Raw genomic sequence first — 16835 nt, 5'->3', positions numbered from 1 at the left:
TCACTGCTTGTCCGCGCCGCGCCGGTCCACGCGCCGCCTGTCCGCGCCTGCCTGCTCCGCAGCATACGGGGCCTGGGGTGGCCGCCAGTCGGCGATGCCGTCGAAGCCGCGCAGGAAGAGGGCGGGCCCGGCCTTGGACAGCGCGGTGAGCGCGGTGTCGCGGACGGCCGTCAGCGCACGGCCGCTCGCCATGTTGAGGCGGGCGATCCGCACCGCCTGGCGCGTGATGGCCGTCGTCCGGGGCAGCCGGGCGGCCGTGTAGGCGGCGAGGTCGTCGCCGTGGTGGGCGAGGACGATCGCGTCCTCGACGGCCTGGTTGCCGCCCTGGCCGAGCGTCGGGGGCATGGCGTGCGCGGCGTCGCCGAGGAGGGCGACCCGGCCGCGGTGGTGGGCGGACAGCGGGCGCGCGAGGTGGTGGACGTCGTGGCGCAGGACGTCCTCGGGGCGGGCCGCGGCCAGGACGGCGGGGATCGGATCGTGCCAGTCTCCGTAGAGGCGGAGGAGTTCGGCCTTCTCGTCGTCCGGCGCGTGTCCGCCTGCGGGGGTCATGGCGGCGGCGTAGGCGTAGACCCGGCCGTCCTTGAGTGGGTGGGTGCCCCAGATGCGGCCCCTCCCCCAGGTCTCGTGCGAGGCGAACCGCGCGCCGGGCAGGGGGATCACGATCCGCCAGGTGGTGAACCCGGAGTAGACGGGGCCGGGGTGGCCGGGGAAGAGGGCGCGGCGTACGGCGGAGTGGATGCCGTCGGCGGCGACGACCAGGTCTGCTTCGAACTCGCCGTCGGGGGTGGCCACTCGGGCCGGGCGGCCGGAGCCGCCCCCGGATCCGCCGAGGTCACCGGGGTCGCCGAGGTCACCGGGGTCGCCGAGGTCGCCGAGGTCACCGGGGTCGCCGAGGTCGCCGGGGTCGACCAGCGTGCCGGGTGTGCCGGTGCGGACGGCGTCCGGCGGGAGCTGTGCGGCGAGGGTGTCGATGAGCGTGGCGCGGTGCAGCAGGACGAGGGGGCCGCCGAAGCGGGCTGCCGCCGCCTCCGCGCTGGTGCGGGAGAGCCAGCGGCCGCCGGGGGCGCGCAGTCCGCCGTCGCCCTGCCAGGCGGCAAGGTCGCGGATCCGGTCGCCGACGCCGATGACGTCGAGGGCGCGCAGGGCGTTGGGGGAGAGGGAGATGGCCGCGCCGACGGGGGCGAGGGAGGGGGACCGCTCCAGGACGGTGACCCGCCAGCCGCCTCGGTGCAGGGCCGCGGCGGCGGTGAGGCCGCCGATGCCGCCCCCGATGACGACCGCGTGTCTCGACCGCGCCATGGCTCCTCCTGGGCTCGTCCTGAACTCGCTGGGCTGGAAGGTTGCACTACACCCGTAGTGCAACCGCACTCCGACTGTACTACGGGTGTAGTGAGCGGGGTAGGTTGACCGGCATGTCCGTTCGCTCCGCCCCGAGTGCTGCCCCGGGCGCCTCGCGCGCCGATCTCGTCGCCGACACCGCCCTCGCCCTGCTCGCCGAGCGCGGGATGCGCGGCCTCACCCACCGGGCCGTCGACGAGGCGGCCCGGCTCCCCCAGGGCTCCACCTCCAATCTCGCCCGCACCCGCCAGGCGCTGCTGGAGCTGGCGGTACGCCGTCTCGCCGACCGTGAGGCGCGGGCGCTGGCCCTGCACGAGATGCCGGATCCCCGCTTCGGCCGTGCCGCCGTGGTGGACGCGCTCGCCCTGGCGACGCATCGGGCGCTCACCCGCGACCGCGAGCTGACGCTGGCCCGCTACGAACTGGCCTTGGAGGCCACGCGCCGCCCCGAGCTGCGGGCTCATTTCGACGCGGCTGGGGGACGTTTCCGGGAGCAGCTCGCCGCCCTCGTCACGGCGCTGGGCTCGACGGCCCCGGAGCGGCACGTGCTGTCGCTGGTGGCGTGGGCGGACGGGCTGATGTTCTCCTGCGTGGCCGGGTCGTTCGGGGCGCGGATCCCGAGCCTGGACGAGGTGCGCACGGGGCTGCGGGAGCTGCTGGAGGGGATGCTGGGCGCCTGAACGAGGAGGGCGCGTACGCATCACCGGGCCTGGACGGGAGAAAGCACACGGTTCCGCACCCGCGGGGCGAAACAAGGCCCGCGGAGCGAAACGGGCCCGCGGAGCGAAAAACGCGTGGTGCCCTTCGGCCCGCTGCGCGATCATGCGGTCATGACGACGACGCAGCGCACCGAGCCCGCCCAGAACGCCGACGAACGCACCATGCTGGAAGGCTGGTTGGACTACCACCGGCAGACCCTGGCCTGGAAGTGCGAGGGCCTCACCGACGCCCAGCTCCGCACCGCCTCGGCCCCGCCGTCCGAGCTGTCCCTGCTGGGGCTGGTGCGGCACATGGCGGACGTGGAGCGCGGCTGGTTCCGCAACGTCCTCCTGGGCAAGGACCCCGGGCCGATCTACTTCAGCGACGAGGACCGCGACGGCGAGTTCCATCTCACCGAGGCGGACACCTGGGAGGAGGCCCATGCCACCTGGCAGGCCGAGATCGAGATCGCCCGGAGCAACGCGGCCGGCTTCCAGCTCGACGAACTCTCCCGGGGGAAGAGCCGGCACACCGGCGAACCGTTCAACCTGCGCTGGATCTACACGCACATGATCGAGGAGTACGCCCGCCACAACGGCCACGCCGATCTGCTCCGCGAGCGCATCGACGGCGCGACCGGCGATTGACGGGGGGATCGGGCTACAGCAGCCCGTCCGACGCCCCCTCCCCCAGCCGCAGTTCCATTCTGCTGATCGCCGCGCGCACGCCGTCGCCGTAACTGTCGTCGCCGAGGACGCCGGAGGTGCGCCGGGCCTTGCGGATGTGGCTGCGGGCGGCTTCGGAACGGCCCAGTCCGGCGTAGTCGGCCGCCAGGTTGAGGTGGAGGGAGGGGAACAGCGCCCGCACCTCCACGGAGGCATCCTGCTCCTCCTCCGCCGCCGTCAGCGCCCGCAGGTCCCAGGCGAGTTCGTCGAAGGGGTCGTCCTGGGTGTCGGCCAGGTAGTGGGCGAGGGTGCAGCGGTGGAGAGGGTCGCCGCCCTCGCCGAGCTCGGTCCACAGGTCGAGGAGGCGGCGCCGGGCCTCCTCGCGGTCTCCCCCGTGGTGCAGCATCACGACCTGCCCGATCCGCGTGAGCACGGCGTCCGGCGTCGCCTGCCCCTGTCGATGCTCCGCCACCGCGCCTCCTTGCGTCGTTGCGACGACGCTAGGGCCTGTCCGGCGGATCATGCCGCAGACGCGCGGCTCGGCCCGCCCTCCCCCACTCTCGGCTCCGCTCGCGGGCGGAGCCGGGCCGGCCCGGGAGGGACCGGCCCGGGAAGGACCGGCCCGGCGGCAGGTCAGCCGAGGTCCGGGATCGTCCAGTCGATCGGCTCGTGGCCCTGCGCCGCGACCGCCTCGTTGATCTGGGTGAACGGGCGGGAGCCGAAGAACTTCTTCGCCGACAGCGGGGAGGGGTGCGCGCCCTTGACCACGATGTGCCGGCTCTCGTCGATCAACGGGAGCTTCTTCTGCGCGTAGTTGCCCCACAGGACGAAGACGGCCGGGTCGGGCCGGGCGGCCACCGCGCGGATCACCGCGTCCGTGAACTTCTCCCAGCCCTTGCCCTTGTGGGAGTTCGCCTCGCCGGAGCGGACCGTGAGGACCGCGTTGAGCAGCAGGACGCCCTGCTGCGCCCACGGCATGAGGTAGCCGTTGTCCGGGACGGGCGTGCCCAGCTCCGCGTGCATCTCCTTGTAGATGTTGCGCAGCGACGGCGGGATCTTCACGCCGGGCCGCACCGAGAAGCACAGGCCGTGCCCCTGGCCCTCGCCGTGGTACGGGTCCTGGCCGAGGACCAGCACCTTCACCCGGTCGTACGGCGTCGCGTCGAGCGCCGCGAACACCTCCTCGCGCGGAGGGTAGACGGGACCCTTCGCTCGCTCCTCCTCGACGAACTCGGTCAGCTCCTTGAACCAGGGCTGCTCGAGCTCGTCGCCCAGGACCCCGCGCCAGGACTCGGGCAGCATGGCGATGTCGGTCACGTCAACGTCCTTTGTCGTTCGGTCGCTTGCAGGTCTCAGAACCTACAGGCGACCACTGACAACGGGCTGCCCGGTGTTCCTCACCAGCTGGTCTTGCGGGACAGCTCCCACACCATCATGATCGTCGACGGATCCAGGGACCGTTCACCGCCGGAGATGTCCTCGTTCGCGGCGATGTACTGCTTGCCCTGCCAGAGCGGGAGCAGCCGGGCCTCGTCGACGAGGATCTGCTGCGCCTCCTGGAAGTCCTTGACGACGTTGGCGCGGTCGCTCTCCTGCCGGGAGCGGGGCAGCAGCACCTGCGTGATCTTCTTCGCCGGGTACGGCGTGCCGAGGGCGTTCTGCTCGCCGACGAACGGGGCGATGAAGTTGTCCGCGTCGGGGAAGTCCGGGGACCAGCCGCGTCCGAAGACCGGGTACTCGCCGTTCTGGTAGCCGACCACGTACGTGTTCCAGGGGCGGCTCTTGAGGGTGACCTCGAACAGGCCCGAGGCCTCCAGCTGCGCCTTGATCTCCTTGAACTCCAGGGCGGTGTCGGAGCCGTAGCGGTCGGTGGTGTACCAGAGGGTGAGCGGGACGGGCGTGGTGATGTCGGCGTCTTCGAGGATCTCGCGGGCCTTGGCCGGGTCGGGCTTGCCGAAGTCGTCGAAGAAGGCGGTGGTGTGGCCGGTCAGGCCCTTGGGGACCATCGAGTACAGCGGGTCCACGGTGTCCTTGTAGACCTTGTGGGCGATCGCGGGCCGGTCGATGACCTGGGCGATGGCGCGGCGGACCGGCAGCTGGTTGGCGTACTTGTCCTTGGGGTTGAACACCAGGTAGTTGATGTTGCTGGCGGCGCCCTCGACGAGCTGGAGGCCGCCCGCGTCGCCCTCGGTCTCCAGGGCGACGATGTCGTCGGCGGCGAGGCCCTGGTAGGTGATGTCGATCTGCTTGTCGCGCAGGGCCTTGACCATGGCGCCGGAGTCCTGGAAGTACCGGATGGTCACGGCGTCGTTCTTGGGGTCGGCGTAGCCCTTGTAGCCGTCGTTGCGGACGAGCTCGGCCTGTCTCGCGTCCTCGTACTTCTCCAGCCGGTACGGACCGGAGCCGACGAGGCCGTCGTCCTTGCGGAGGGCGTTCGCGGGGTAGTCCTCGGGGTCGACGATCGACAGGGCCGGGGTGGCGAGCACGAACGGGAAGGTCGCGTCGGCCTTGTTGAGCTGGAAGAGGATCTCACGGTCGCCGTTGACGGTGACCTTCTCGAGGCTGCCCAGCAGACCGGCGGGACCGGTGGGGGCGTTGATCGCCTTGATCCGGTCGACGGAGTGCTTGACGGCCTCCGCGTCGAGCTTGTCGCCGTTGGAGAAGGTGAGGCCCTCGCGCAGTTCGCAGCGGTAGGTGCGGCTGGAGGCGTCGGTGAACTGGCAGTTCTTGGCGGCGTCCGGCTGGGGTGTGGTCGCGCCGTTCGGGTAGGCCAGGAGCGTCTGGTAGACGTTGCGGAACAGCTCCCATGAGCCGTCCCAGGCGGCGGCGGGGTCCAGCGTGCTGGGGGCGCTGGTGGTGCCCACGACGATCGGCCCGGCGTCGTCGGAGCCTTCCTCTCCCAGGAGACTGCATCCGGTCACCAGGGATATGGACACGATCGCCGCGATTCGCTGCAAGGATCGGTTCCGGTTGAACACGCGCACGCTCCTCGATCTGCCATGCCAAGGGTTGGCAGACCATACCGCAGCCCTACGCGGCATGGGTCGGCGGAGGTCGGGCGTTCCGGATCACCTCGGCGGTGACGACGTTGTCATGGTGCGCTGTGCGGCTTTCGGGGCGGTTGTCGCGGCGGATCCGGGGACTGTCGTCCGGCGCGGACACGGGCGCCGTGCCCCGTTTCCGGGGGGCGGCGCCCGTGCGAGCGGTGCGCGGTACTGCGCTGGGCTGTGCGGGGCCGGTCAGCCGACGCCGGCGTTGAGGAAGATGCCGCCGTCGACGACGAGCGTCTGGCCGGTGACCCAGTCCGACTGCTCGGAGGTGAGGAAGGCGGCGGCGCCGCCGATGTCGGAGGGCACGCCGAGCCGGCCGAGCGGGTAGGCGGCGGCAGCCTCCGCCTCGCGGCCCTCGTACAGGGCCTGCGCGAACTTGGTCTTCACCACGGCCGGGGCGATCGCGTTGACCCGTGCCTTGGGCGCGTACTCGTGCGCCAGCTGCTGGGTCAGGTTGATCATCGCGGCCTTGCTGATGCCGTAGGCGCCGATGAAGGGCGAGGCCGACAGGCCGGCCACGGAGGCGATGTTGACGATCGCGCCGCCGTTGTCCTTCTGCCAGGCGTGCCAGGTCCGCTGGGCGAAGCCGAGGGCGGAGACCACGTTGGTCTCGAAGACCTTGCGGGCCACGTCCAGGTCGAGGTCGGCGATCGGGCCGAAGACCGGGTTGGTCCCGGCGTTGTTGACCAGGTAGTCGACCCGGCCGAAGGCCTCCATGGTGCGCTCGACGGCGGCGGCCTGGTGCTGCACGTCGTGCGCCTTGCCGGCGACGCCGACGACCCGGTCGGCGCCGAGCTTGTCGACGGCCTCCTTGAGGGCGTCCTCGTTGCGGCCGGTGATGCAGACCCGGTCGCCGCGGGCGACGAGCGCCTCGGCGACGCCGTAGCCGATGCCGCGGCTGGCGCCGGTGACGAGGGCCACCTTGCCGGAGAGTGCGGGAAGTTCAGTCATGGTGGAGTTCCTCGTGATCCCTAGTCGAGCGGTCCGCCGGCGACGTACAGCACCTGGCCGGAGACGAAGCCCGCGGCCTCGTTGGTGAAGAAGGCGATCGCGTTGGCGATGTCGTCGGGCTCGCCGACGCGCGCCACGGGGATCTGGGTCGCGGCGGCGGCCTTGAACTCCTCGAAGCCCATGCCGACGCGGGCGGCGGTCGCGGCGGTCATGTCGGTGGCGATGAAGCCGGGGGCGACCGCGTTGGCGGTGATGCCGAACTTGCCGAGCTCGATGGCGAGGGTCTTGGTGAAGCCCTGGAGACCGGCCTTGGCGGCGGAGTAGTTGGCCTGGCCGCGGTTGCCGAGCGCGGAGGACGAGGAGAGGTTGACGATACGGCCGAAGCCGGCGTCGACCATGTGCTTCTGGATGGCCTTGGCCATCAGGAACGAGCCGCGCAGGTGCACGCCGAGGACGGTGTCCCAGTCGGAGACGCTCATCTTGAACAGCAGGTTGTCGCGGAGCACGCCCGCGTTGTTGACGAGGATCGTCGGCGCGCCGAGTTCTTCGACGACGCGGGCGATCGCCGCTTCGACCTGGGCCTCGTCGGAGACGTCGGCGCCGATCGCGACGGCCTTGCCGCCCGCGGCGGTGATCTTCTCGACGGTGTCCTTGCAGGCGGCCTCGTCGAGGTCGATCACCGCGACCGCGCGGCCCTCGGCGGCCAGTCGTACGGCGGTGGCCGCGCCGATGCCGCGCGCACCGCCGGTGACTACCGCGACCCGCTGCTCAGTGGTGGACATTGCTGCTTCTCCTCGGGTGAGCGACCGCTTAGTACCTTCAGTACGACGTGACGCTAGAAGCCCTGGCACGCGGTGTCAACGGCATCCGCGTGCGTGTGATCCATTACCTGACGAGCAGATCCAGCAGCCGTTCGGTCTCGGCCACGGGGTCGGCGGTGAGCCCGGTGTGCACGGGACCCGGCTGGACGACCGTCGAGCGCGGCGCGATCAGCCAGCGGAACCGCCGCCCGGCGTCGTCGCGCGCCGCCTGCCCGGCCGCCTCGCCGCCCGCGCAGACGCCCTCCACGGCGCGCAGCGCGGCCCGTACCCCGGCCAGGTCCGCTGTGGGGTCGAGGGCCAGCAGCCGCGCCTCGTCGAGGTGGGTGCGGGCGCCGACGTAGGAGCGGGCGCGGCAGTAGACGAGCACGCCGGCGTTGACGCACTCGCCGCGCTCGATGCGGGGGACGACGCGGATCAGGGCGTACTCGTAGACGTCCCGGTCGCCGGCCTGGCCGGGCCGGATGAAGTGTCGGTCGTCGCTCACTCGGTCCCCTTGATGCGGTCGTGGATGACGGCGGCGCGCGCGAGGAGGGGCGCCGCGTAGGCGTCGCGGAGCGCGTCCGGGGTGTCGAAGCCGGGTTCGCCGGCCAGCCAGGCGTCGGGGATCTCGGCGGTGACCTCGGCGAGGAGTGCGGCGGTGACGCGGGGGGCGAGGTCGGCGGCAGCGGCGGCGACGTCCGGGCGGAACGGGGCGAGGGCGTGGTCACCGGCGTCGTAGGGGCGGGCGGCGGAGGCTTCGGCGGAGGGCCAGTTGTGGTGCCAGATCATGGTGGCGCCGTGGTCGATGAGCCACAGCTCGCCGCGGTGGAACAGCAGGTTGGGATTGCGCCAGGAGCGGTCGACGTTGTTGATCAGCGCGTCGAACCAGACGATCCGGCCCGCCTCCTCGCGGCTCACCGGGAAGGCGAGCGGGTCGAAGCCGAGGGCCCCGGACAGGAAGTCCATGCCGAGGTTGAGGCCGCCGCTGGAGCGCAGCAGCTCCTGCACCTGCTGATCGGGTTCGCCGAGCCCGAGGACGGGGTCGAGCGAGACGGTGACCAGCCGGGGCACCCGGAGGCCCAGCCGCCGCGCCAGCTCCCCGCAGACGACTTCCGCGACGAGCGTCTTGCGGCCCTGCCCGGCGCCGGTGAACTTCAGCACGTACGTCCCGAGATCATCGGCCTCGACGAGCCCCGGCAGCGACCCACCCTCACGCAGGGGTGTGACGTAGCGGGTCGCGGTGACCTCCCTCAGCATTTTCCCAGGCCACCCATCTCTTCAACCTTTAAATCTACGGACCGCCTAGAGGGGCCGCCGTAGCGCGAATCGCCCATCAACGGCCCTGGGGAGAATCTGGGGAGTTTCGACTGGCATGCAGTTCTCCCAGCTCCCCGAGCAGTCCGTCAATGGCGGTTCGCCCCTTACTTCCGGCCTCCGGCATGAAGTGAGCATAGTAACCGAGGGTGATCGCGGGCGAGGAGTGCCCGAGCCACCGCGCCAAGGTCACGACGGACTCTCCGGCCTCCAGCATGAGCGAGGCGTAAGTGTGCCGCAGCACGTGGAAGCCGTCCTTCGGGGCCGCCGCCCACTGCCAGCGTTTCGCTCCCGTGGCGCGCGGCAGGATGATGCCTGCCTTGGCCAACGCGGGCTTCCAGGTGTAGGTGTTCCACGTGTTCACCGCGACGGCGTTGCCGAATCGTGTCGTGAGGAGCAGCGAGAACTTCCTCCCCTGCCCCTCCGGCTTGCCCCACGGAAGCTCCACTTCCACCGGTGGGAAAGCTTCGACGTGATGCTCTAACTCCTCGACAACCGAGGAAGGCATGTCGACGACACGGGTCTTCGCCCCCTTCGGCAGGGTGAAGTACAGCCTCCCCTTGATCGCCTGGACTTGGCGGCGGACATGAATCACGCCCCTCGCGTAGTCGATGTCCTCCGGGCTCAGCCCGAACACCTCGCCCTGACGGAGCCCGCACCCCAGACCGAGGACGACGGTTATCCGGTTGCGCGGGTTGATGACGTCGCGGACGCGCAGGGCCGTCGCCAACAGCCAAGCCTCACGGCGCTCCTGTGACGCCTTGGGCCACCGCACGGACTTCGCGTGCATGGGGTTCCCGGTGAGCCGCTTGTCATCGACGGCCGCCTCCAGAATGGAGGAGAGCTCGGACAGGATGCCGCGCTGGTAGTCGACCGAGGAGACGGTTGACGCCAACTTGGCTATGTACGCGCGCAGATCCGTTGCCGTGATGTTCTTGAGGGGGAGCTGGCCCAGGTGCGGAATGATGTGGAGGCGCGCTATCCGCTCCTGGTTGTCCTGGGTCTTCGGAACACCGCCTCTGCCCGGCGCCCAGTGCATCGCGATGTAATCGGCCAGCGTGATGGATCCGTCGCGCGGGTCTACGAACTCGCCCCGCTCCTCGTCCGTGGATGCCCGACGAAGCCACGCCTTGGCATCCTCAAGGACGTCGAAGGATCGGTCCCGCACCCCGGGCATACCGGCGACCTTGTACCGCTTCCCCTTACCGTAGCGAGCGGTTTTCTCCCTTTTCCCGGTGACAGGGTCCTTCTTCTTCTTGATCCAACGGTCTTCGATGTAGCCGGCCAAACGACCCCTCCGGATTAGGCGATGCAACTTAGGTCAGGCGCGTGCTATGCGCCTGTGTCGTAGTTCGAGCGGGTTTGTGGCGCCGCGTTGAGAGGACTCAGAGCCGCGTTCGAACGCGAATCGACCTGCTCTTGTTCACAGACCCAGGCGTCCAGGGCTTGTACGCGGTACGCGACACGGCCGCGCGGGCCCATCCGGAAGCTCGGCGGTCCTTGGCGCCGGTGCCGCCAGACGTAGAGGGTGTGGGGCGAGAGGCCGAGGTACTCGGCGGCGTCTCTCACGTTCAGGAACGCTCTGCGGGTGGTGCCGCCTGCGTCCGGTACTGCGGATCGATCAGATGGCGAGCGTGCAGGCATGGATGGGTCCTTGACGGTGGAAGTGGATGAGCCCCCGGGGCGTTGGAGGGCGGGTCATCGGGCGGTCCAGTACGAAGGCCAGCCAGTCCTGCCAGGGCAGGACGACCATGTCACGGAAGGGCTCCGACGAGAGGGACGCTGATCACGTGACGGCTGCGTTGGGGGAAGGACCGCCGGTGCAGAGGAGGATGATCGGGTGGCGCCAGCGTCTGAGCGTGAGCCAGAACGCGGGGACGCGCATTACGGCTTGGGCGAGTCCGGAAGTGCCATGGCCTCGGCCAGGTCGTCCCAGTCGATTCCGGCGCCTCGCAGACGCCGAGGGCAAGGTTCGGTGTCATCGCAGGGAGAAAAAGGGCAGGGGGTATCGCGGATCGGCACATGGAAGGGTTTCCTTGCGAGAGGCGAGGAGCGACAGGCGCAGCAGCACCTCGCGCGGTCTGCGCCAGGACGGCCGCCTGCTGGCGGCACACGCTGCCTACGGCAGGAAGCCGTAGCAGAGCTGCCTCGCGCCTCCTCTTGCCAACGCGAAGCTGCCTGCGTCCGCGACGGCTCCACCGCCAAGCGCAGCCGAAATGCGAACACCCCAATGGTCGCGACGATCACCGGTTTGGCTAACCGGCGATCGTCGGCTATGTTGCCCGCCGCATCACGTGCTCGACGTCTCCTTGCCCTCCCCTTCCACAAGCGGGAGAAGGTTACGAGCGCGGGGTTTCCGAAGCGCCGCCCGAGGTGACCATTAGAAGGCCGTCCTCGGCGAGCCGGCCAAGATTCGCCATGATTCGACGCTCAGGTATCCCGAGATCCTGTGCCACTTGCCTAAGTGTGGCACCGGGATACCGTGCCACGTGCGCGAGGACCGCACGGCCGCTGCGATACCCCCGCCGTAAGAGGTCTTCGCCAAATAGGCCAGCCGCACAGACGGAGACACAGAGGCCCGTGGAGACCGCCAGGTGGTCACCGGCTGTTTGTCCGACCCAGGCGTTCAGCCCACCGAGGACAAAAAGCACGGGTGAAGTGAATCGAGCAGATCGGATAGCGGACTCAGACAGGCAGACCTCCCAAGTTGGTTCCCTACCAGTGGGCCGAATCCCGTGGGGCGCCAGTCCCGCTCATTTGCGGAAGCCTGAGCGAAGTTGAGTGGCACCGGCTGGCAAGGTGTTTTGCGGGACGTTGTACGTTGACATGCCCCCGCTGTATCTATCCAGTCTTTCGGCGCTATTTCCTGTCTGCCGTCGGCGAATGCTGTCCTTTGACAGCGAACCCAGTCGCTTTGTCATCCAATCGAGGCGTTTGACAGCGAACCCAGTCGTTTCGGCTTCTTTGACAGCGAATCTAGTCGTGAGGGGCGAGCGGGCTGGGGGTGTCGTATGTCGGTATCGGCTGGGTCGGAAGGGACGGCGCCGTACGTCGAGGTGTCGAGTGTGGTGGGCAAGCGCGAGCGTCTGCGGCGTCCGCTGTTGGACTGTGTGTCGGTCAGGTTCGAGGATGCTCGTCCGGTACGGCCGTTTCGGTGGCCGCCAGGAGGGCGCTATTTCCCGGGCTGGTACTGGGCGGCGACGACGCGGCAGCATGTCGGTTTCGAGTCGTGGCTGGAGCGGGACCGTCTCGTGCTCATGGATTTCGACCCGGCTGTGGTGGGTGTTGCCTCCCAGCCGTTCTGGCTGCACTGGCACGACGGGACGCGTGAGCGTCGGCATGCCCCGGACTTCTTCGTGCGCCGCGCGGATGGCTCGGCCATGGTCGTCGACGTCCGCGCCGACGACTGCATCGCACCGCGCGATGCCGAAGCGTTCGAGGTGACGCGCCGGGCCTGCGCCGAGGCCGGGTGGGGCTTCGAGCGGGTGGGGACCCCGGAGACGGTGCTGCTGGCGAACGTGCGGTGGCTGTCGCGTTACCGTCACCCCCGCTGCCGGCAACATCCGGTCGTGGCCCGGCTGATGGATGTCTTCTCGCAACCGGGACCGCTCATGGCCGGGGCCGACAGCGTCGGCGACCGGCTCGCGACGCTGCCCGTGTTGTTCCACCTTCTGTGGCAGCAGGAGTTGTCCGCCGAGGGGATGGCGGTCGAACTGCTGGGGCCGCGCACGGTCGTGCGCCTGGCCGGTGGGGGTGCCGGATGACGGAGGAGGGGCGGCGGGTTCCGCCGACTGCCCGGATCGCGGAGTTCCCCAAGACGGCTGCTGACCAGGCCCGTTGGTGGGAGGGACACATCTTGGAGGTACTGCACGGTCTGCCGCCGGATGCTCCCCAAGGGGCGGTGCCGCGGCCGGAGTTCGACCCCAGGCTGCACTCGCTGGCCGAACGCGAGCGGGCCAAGGCAGCCGAGCTGACGGCGGCGGGCCATCGGATGACGGCCAGCGGCGTCAAGCAGCGGCGCCAGCGTTATCACCGCGACGGGCTGGTTGGGCTGGCCGACGGCCGGACGGCCAAGCAGCTGCCTCCCTTCGGCCAGATCGCGCCGGCGGTGGTCGACGCGATGCGGCAAGCGATCGCCGAGACGACCGATGCCTCCTCAAGGACAGTCCGATTCACCATCTGGCGGACCAAGCAGATCCTGGCATCCGGCGACGATGGCGACGGCATCGAGCTGCCCCACGAGCGCACGCTCTACCGGCTGTTCGACAAACTGGCCGCCGGGACACATGCGACCGGCTCTGCCACTACGCGCCGCTCGCTGCATGCGCGTCCGGCCGGCCCGTTCGGGGAAGTCCCGGCCATCGCGCCGGGCGAGCTGATGCAGATCGACTCCAGTCCGCTGGATGTCCTGGTCAGGCTGGACGACGGCATCGCAGAGAAGGTCGAGTTGACCGCGCTGGTCGATATCGCGTCCAGGTCGATCACTGCGGCGGTGCTGCGGCCGACGACCAAGGCGGCCGACGCCTCCGCCCTAGTGGCCCGCAGCATCACGCCGGACGTGATGCGTCCGGGCTGGTCGGAGTCGCTGCGCATGTCCAGGTCGGTACTGCCGCACCGCCGACTGCTGGCCCTGGACGAGCGGCTGGAGCATGCGGCGGCGCGGCCGGTGATCGTTCCGGAGACGGTCGTCTGCGACCACGGAAAGCTGTTCATCTCGAACAACTTCCGCGCTTCCTGCCGCTTTCTGGGCATCACGCTGCAGCCGACACACAAGGCGTCGCCCTTCGAGAAAGGAGTGATCGAGAAGACCCTGGGGTCGGTGGCGACGCTGTTCGCGCAGTTCGTCGCGGGCTACACCGGCCGGTCCGTGGACCGCCGCGGCCGGCACTTGGAGGACGGACCACTGTGGTCGCTGCCCGAGCTGCAGGAACTGCTGGACGAGTGGATCGTCGCCGTCTGGCAGAACCGGCCGCACGACGCCCTGCGCGACCCCGACGCACCGAGGCGGGCGTTCTCGCCGAACGAGAAGTACGCGATGCTGCTGGAGTCGAGCGGCTACGTCCCGGCCGCGCTGAGCGGTGAGGACTACGTCGAGTTGCTGCCGGAACGGTGGCAGGCGATCAACGCCTACGGCATCAAGATCAACCACCGCACCTACGACAGCCCGGAGTTGAACCCGCTGCGCCGTCAGCGCTCCGGCATCGCAGAGAAGAACGGCTTGTGGGAGATCCACCACGACCCCTACGACGTCTCCCGGATCTGGGTACGCGACCGCCGCGGCGACAGGGACCGGTGGATCACGGTGTTCTGGCGGCACCTGCACCGCGTCGGCGTCCCGTTCGGCGAAATGGCCTGGGACCACGCCCGCCAACAGGTCCAGGACGGCAACGAGGCACAGATCGCGGATGCGGCGGCCGCCCTGCTCCAGCGCGCCCACGATGGCCCCCGGGATGAGAAGGACCCTCCGGCCAAACGGTCTCAGAAAGATCGCCGGGTTGCCGCCCGCACCCGGGCCACCGCCCCAGGCCGGGAGATCCCCGATCCGCCGGCCGACCGCGAACCAACGGACGAGGACACCGACACATCGCCGGCCAAGGTCATCCCGCTAGGTCTGTTCGACCCGCTCGCCAACCCCTGGAGGCGCCCGTGACCCTCTCCAAGCCGACAGCCCGGCAAGTCGTGTTGCGGGAGGCCGACGCCGAGGCCGGCCGACAGCTGAACACCCTGACTGGATGGCACAGGTTCATCGACGGGCCGCCCGTACCCCCGGCCCTGGCCTCCCGGAGCGCTTGGCAGCAGATGCCAGTATCCGAGCGGGACCTCTACGACGAAGACCGCCTGGACCATCACGCCCGCATGCTCACGATCGCCACCTCGTTCGTCGAGAAGACGGCGATCTGCGGCCGTCGGCTGGTTCTGCTCAACCGCCACGCGATCAGCGCCCGCCGCGGGCTGATCGTTTCCGGCCCCGCGGGCACCGGAAAGACCATCGCCATCACCCAGCTGGGACGCTCCCACGAACTCCTTGACCGGGCCCGGCACCCACACGTCACCGACCGCATCCCGGTCGTCTATGTCACCGTCCCGCCGGCCGCGACGGCCCGCATGATCGCCACCGAGTTCGCCCGCTTCCTGGGACTGCCGGTGCGGGCCCGCTCGAACATGACCGACATCATCGAGGCCGTGGTCGGTGTCTGCACCGACACGCGCACCGGTCTGGTGCTGGTCGACGAGCTCCACAACATCTCACTCACCAGCCGCCACGGCGCCGAAGTCGCCGACACCCTCAAGTACTTCTCCGAGCGCCTGCCCGCCACCTTCATCTATGCCGGCATCGACATCGCCGAATCCAGCCTGCTGTCCGGGACACGCGGCGCCCAGATCGCCGGCCGCTTCACCCTGATCCCCTCCCGCCCCTTCCCCTACAACAGCGAATGGAAGGGCCTGGTCGCCACCATGGAAGACACCCTCCGGCTCCACGACCACCGCCCCGGCACGCTCACCAGCCTGGACCGCTTCCTCCACGACCACACCGGCGGCATGATCGGATCCCTCTCACACGCCATCCGCGGAGCCGCGCTCGATGCCATCCTCACAGGCACCGAGAAGATCACCAAGAAGAGTCTGCAGGCCATTCCGCTCGACCACACCGCCCGCACCACCGCCTCGATGGCCACGAAGACCGCAGCATGCCGATGAACAGCGAACTGCCGCCCCGGTATGCACCCCTACCGGTCCGCCTCCGCCCCTGCCTAGGAGAATCCTCCGACTCCTACATCCGGCGCCTGGCCCGCGCCAACCATCTCAAGCCCAGCTTCCTGCACTGCTATCTCTCCGGCCCACCGCAGTGGTTCGCCAGGCCGCTCCTCGAACACCTCGCCACGGTCGCAGGCCACTCGCCCGAGGCACTCGAGCGCGCCCTGGCCGACGCCAGCGCCCTGGGCGGCGCCAACAGGCCACGCCGCCGCCTGCCCAGGAAGAATCCCTTCGCCCGGCGCCAGGACCTGGCGCACCGCATCGCCCAAGAGGCCCTGAAAGGCACACGGATCCACACGCTCGCCAAGCGCTACAACCTCCGCTGCTGGGATATCCGCTTCGCCCTGGAGACCCCACGCCTGACCACCACAGAGACGGGACAGCTGGCCGACCCCATCACCGGCGAACTCGCCGACCTGATCGAGAACATGATCAGCAGAGGGCTGAACAAGAGGCAGATCTGGATCGAGCTCATGGACGACCACGACTACCTGGTCAAATACCACAGCATCCGCCACTACATCGACTACACGCGATCCGGCAGACAGCGCAAGAAGCGGTCAGCCTCCCCCTTGACATCCAACCTAGTCGCCCCAGGTCAGCGCACTGCGCCCGACTAACTTCGATGTCAAAGGACACGGGCCGCCGCCTGCTCTCCGCTAGGCACCCGCCGACGCGCCGTCGCCCCCGGAAGTCAGGGGCTCGCCGGCTTGCCTAGCGGTCAGCACGAATCCCAACGGACGACACAACACCCCAGTGAGGTCACGCTCCTATGAGGTCCACGCGTTCAGGCCGCCAAGCGTCAAGGGGAAGCGAGCGGATCGGAGAGCGGCATTCAGCAGGTGGGACTCTTTGGGGCAGATCGGCTAGTGAGCCAGTGCACGAGTTCCGGAGTCCAACGAGCGGCGACATCGGACTCTGCGTTGGGTCGGCTCATGCACGCCACGTTGCGCTGCAGGGGGCAGCATTTCGCGCCCTCCAGTGGCCGCCCGCCGGGGAGGGCGGACCCCCGCCCGGCTGGTGTCTGCACAGTGGCCGAAGGCCCCCTTCCACGCCGCGGTCGTGTGCTGCTTCACGAAGTGCGCGAGACCAGGACCCCGTCGATGCCCACGAGCACCTCCCCGCCGGCTGCGGGCTACCCGGCCGAATAAGTGCCAGTCTGCCTATCGGTAGTTCGTTAAATCCGGCGGTGGCATGGGTTGACGGCAAATCAGCTTGGTCGTAGGCCGGTGGTAGGAGTCAACTGCCTTGCCGGGGGGCTG

The 16835-nt window shown here is 69.7% G+C and carries 16 protein-coding genes; 6 read left to right on the top strand and 10 right to left on the bottom strand.

Going from position 1 to position 16835, the window contains the following annotated elements; all coding sequences use genetic code 11:
* On the bottom strand, positions 1 to 1299 hold the full coding sequence (locus ACFYX4_RS22495; protein ID WP_389336001.1) for an FAD-dependent monooxygenase: 1299 nt from the start codon (positions 1297 to 1299) through the stop codon (positions 1 to 3).
* 113 nt (positions 1300 to 1412) lie between these two features.
* Here ACFYX4_RS22495 and ACFYX4_RS22490 point away from each other — a divergent pair, with 113 nt between their 5' ends.
* Both ACFYX4_RS22490 and ACFYX4_RS22485 read left to right on the top strand, forming a co-directional pair.
* Complete coding sequence (locus ACFYX4_RS22490; protein WP_389335998.1) at positions 1413 to 2018, top strand: TetR/AcrR family transcriptional regulator; 606 nt, start codon at positions 1413 to 1415, stop codon at positions 2016 to 2018.
* Positions 2019 to 2168: 150 nt separating this feature from the next.
* Positions 2169 to 2684, top strand: coding sequence for a DinB family protein (locus ACFYX4_RS22485; protein WP_389335995.1), 516 nt, complete (start codon positions 2169 to 2171; stop codon positions 2682 to 2684).
* 13 nt (positions 2685 to 2697) lie between these two features.
* Here the strand turns inward: ACFYX4_RS22485 and ACFYX4_RS22480 are convergent, their stop codons facing one another.
* The 9 genes from ACFYX4_RS22480 to ACFYX4_RS22440 form a co-directional block, all read right to left on the bottom strand.
* Positions 2698 to 3174 carry a hypothetical protein gene (locus tag ACFYX4_RS22480; RefSeq protein ID WP_389335992.1) on the bottom strand — a complete coding sequence of 159 codons (477 nt, stop codon included), beginning with the start codon at positions 3172 to 3174 and terminating at the stop codon, positions 2698 to 2700.
* 161 nt (positions 3175 to 3335) lie between these two features.
* Positions 3336 to 4019 carry a uracil-DNA glycosylase gene (gene ung / locus ACFYX4_RS22475; protein WP_389335989.1) on the bottom strand — a complete coding sequence of 228 codons (684 nt, stop codon included), beginning with the start codon at positions 4017 to 4019 and terminating at the stop codon, positions 3336 to 3338.
* Positions 4020 to 4099: 80 nt separating this feature from the next.
* Positions 4100 to 5680: an ABC transporter substrate-binding protein gene (locus ACFYX4_RS22470; RefSeq protein WP_389335986.1), complete on the bottom strand. Its 1581-nt coding sequence runs from the start codon at positions 5678 to 5680 to the stop codon at positions 4100 to 4102.
* Positions 5681 to 5941: 261 nt separating this feature from the next.
* Positions 5942 to 6703 (bottom strand): SDR family oxidoreductase, encoded by a 762-nt coding sequence (locus ACFYX4_RS22465; RefSeq protein ID WP_389335984.1) that lies wholly within the window; start codon positions 6701 to 6703, stop codon positions 5942 to 5944.
* Between the two features lie 20 nt (positions 6704 to 6723).
* Positions 6724 to 7485, bottom strand: a complete 762-nt coding sequence (gene fabG / locus ACFYX4_RS22460; protein WP_389335981.1) for a 3-oxoacyl-ACP reductase FabG — start codon at positions 7483 to 7485, stop codon at positions 6724 to 6726.
* 103 nt (positions 7486 to 7588) lie between these two features.
* Entirely contained in the window at positions 7589 to 8008 is a 420-nt protein-coding gene (locus tag ACFYX4_RS22455) for a DUF3037 domain-containing protein (protein ID WP_389335979.1), read from the bottom strand.
* The gene (locus ACFYX4_RS22450; RefSeq protein ID WP_389335976.1) at positions 8005 to 8760 is read right to left on the bottom strand and encodes a HipA family kinase; all 756 of its coding nucleotides are present in this window, start codon (positions 8758 to 8760) and stop codon (positions 8005 to 8007) included. The genes ACFYX4_RS22455 and ACFYX4_RS22450 overlap by 4 nt, the downstream gene beginning before the upstream one ends.
* Before the next feature lie 76 nt (positions 8761 to 8836).
* Positions 8837 to 10105 (bottom strand): tyrosine-type recombinase/integrase, encoded by a 1269-nt coding sequence (locus ACFYX4_RS22445; protein ID WP_389335973.1) that lies wholly within the window; start codon positions 10103 to 10105, stop codon positions 8837 to 8839.
* Between the two features lie 44 nt (positions 10106 to 10149).
* A complete protein-coding gene (locus tag ACFYX4_RS22440; RefSeq protein WP_389335970.1) occupies positions 10150 to 10461 on the bottom strand; it encodes a helix-turn-helix transcriptional regulator in 312 nt (103 codons plus the stop codon).
* Between the two features lie 1367 nt (positions 10462 to 11828).
* On the opposite strand from ACFYX4_RS22440, the gene ACFYX4_RS22435 reads away from it, so the two are divergent.
* Genes ACFYX4_RS22435 through ACFYX4_RS22420 form a run of 4 tightly spaced genes read left to right on the top strand, consistent with a single transcriptional unit; the run spans position 11829 to position 16193 of the window.
* Positions 11829 to 12581, top strand: a complete 753-nt coding sequence (locus ACFYX4_RS22435) for a TnsA-like heteromeric transposase endonuclease subunit (protein WP_389335967.1) — start codon at positions 11829 to 11831, stop codon at positions 12579 to 12581.
* A complete protein-coding gene (locus tag ACFYX4_RS22430; protein ID WP_389335964.1) occupies positions 12578 to 14467 on the top strand; it encodes a Mu transposase C-terminal domain-containing protein in 1890 nt (629 codons plus the stop codon). Before ACFYX4_RS22435 ends, ACFYX4_RS22430 begins: the two co-directional genes overlap by 4 nt.
* Positions 14464 to 15516, top strand: coding sequence for a TniB family NTP-binding protein (locus tag ACFYX4_RS22425; RefSeq protein ID WP_389335961.1), 1053 nt, complete (start codon positions 14464 to 14466; stop codon positions 15514 to 15516). The genes ACFYX4_RS22430 and ACFYX4_RS22425 overlap by 4 nt, the downstream gene beginning before the upstream one ends.
* Positions 15507 to 16193 (top strand): hypothetical protein, encoded by a 687-nt coding sequence (locus ACFYX4_RS22420; protein ID WP_389335958.1) that lies wholly within the window; start codon positions 15507 to 15509, stop codon positions 16191 to 16193. The genes ACFYX4_RS22425 and ACFYX4_RS22420 overlap by 10 nt, the downstream gene beginning before the upstream one ends.
* Positions 16194 to 16835 lie beyond the last annotated feature (642 nt).

The organism is Streptomyces sp. NPDC002328, assembly GCF_042890065.1.
Taxonomy (GTDB): Bacteria; Actinomycetota; Actinomycetes; order Streptomycetales; family Streptomycetaceae; genus Streptomyces.
The sequence above is the reverse complement of the archived record's forward strand: the minus strand, read 5'-3'. Positions and strand labels throughout refer to the sequence as shown.

What these genes read in the sequence shown, in the direction of transcription:
- ACFYX4_RS22495 (WP_389336001.1), bottom strand. Translation starts at nt 1,299, where the DNA reads ATGGCGCGGTCGAGACACGCGGTCGTCATCGGGGGCGGCATCGGCGGC.
- ACFYX4_RS22490 (WP_389335998.1), top strand. Translation starts at nt 1,413, where the DNA reads ATGTCCGTTCGCTCCGCCCCGAGTGCTGCCCCGGGCGCCTCGCGCGCC.
- ACFYX4_RS22485 (WP_389335995.1), top strand. Translation starts at nt 2,169, where the DNA reads ATGACGACGACGCAGCGCACCGAGCCCGCCCAGAACGCCGACGAACGC.
- ACFYX4_RS22465 (WP_389335984.1), bottom strand. Translation starts at nt 6,703, where the DNA reads ATGACTGAACTTCCCGCACTCTCCGGCAAGGTGGCCCTCGTCACCGGC.
- fabG (WP_389335981.1), bottom strand. Translation starts at nt 7,485, where the DNA reads ATGTCCACCACTGAGCAGCGGGTCGCGGTAGTCACCGGCGGTGCGCGC.
- ACFYX4_RS22450 (WP_389335976.1), bottom strand. Translation starts at nt 8,760, where the DNA reads ATGCTGAGGGAGGTCACCGCGACCCGCTACGTCACACCCCTGCGTGAG.
- ACFYX4_RS22440 (WP_389335970.1), bottom strand. Translation starts at nt 10,461, where the DNA reads ATGCCTGCACGCTCGCCATCTGATCGATCCGCAGTACCGGACGCAGGC.
- ACFYX4_RS22435 (WP_389335967.1), top strand. Translation starts at nt 11,829, where the DNA reads ATGTCGGTATCGGCTGGGTCGGAAGGGACGGCGCCGTACGTCGAGGTG.
- ACFYX4_RS22430 (WP_389335964.1), top strand. Translation starts at nt 12,578, where the DNA reads ATGACGGAGGAGGGGCGGCGGGTTCCGCCGACTGCCCGGATCGCGGAG.
- ACFYX4_RS22420 (WP_389335958.1), top strand. Translation starts at nt 15,507, where the DNA reads ATGCCGATGAACAGCGAACTGCCGCCCCGGTATGCACCCCTACCGGTC.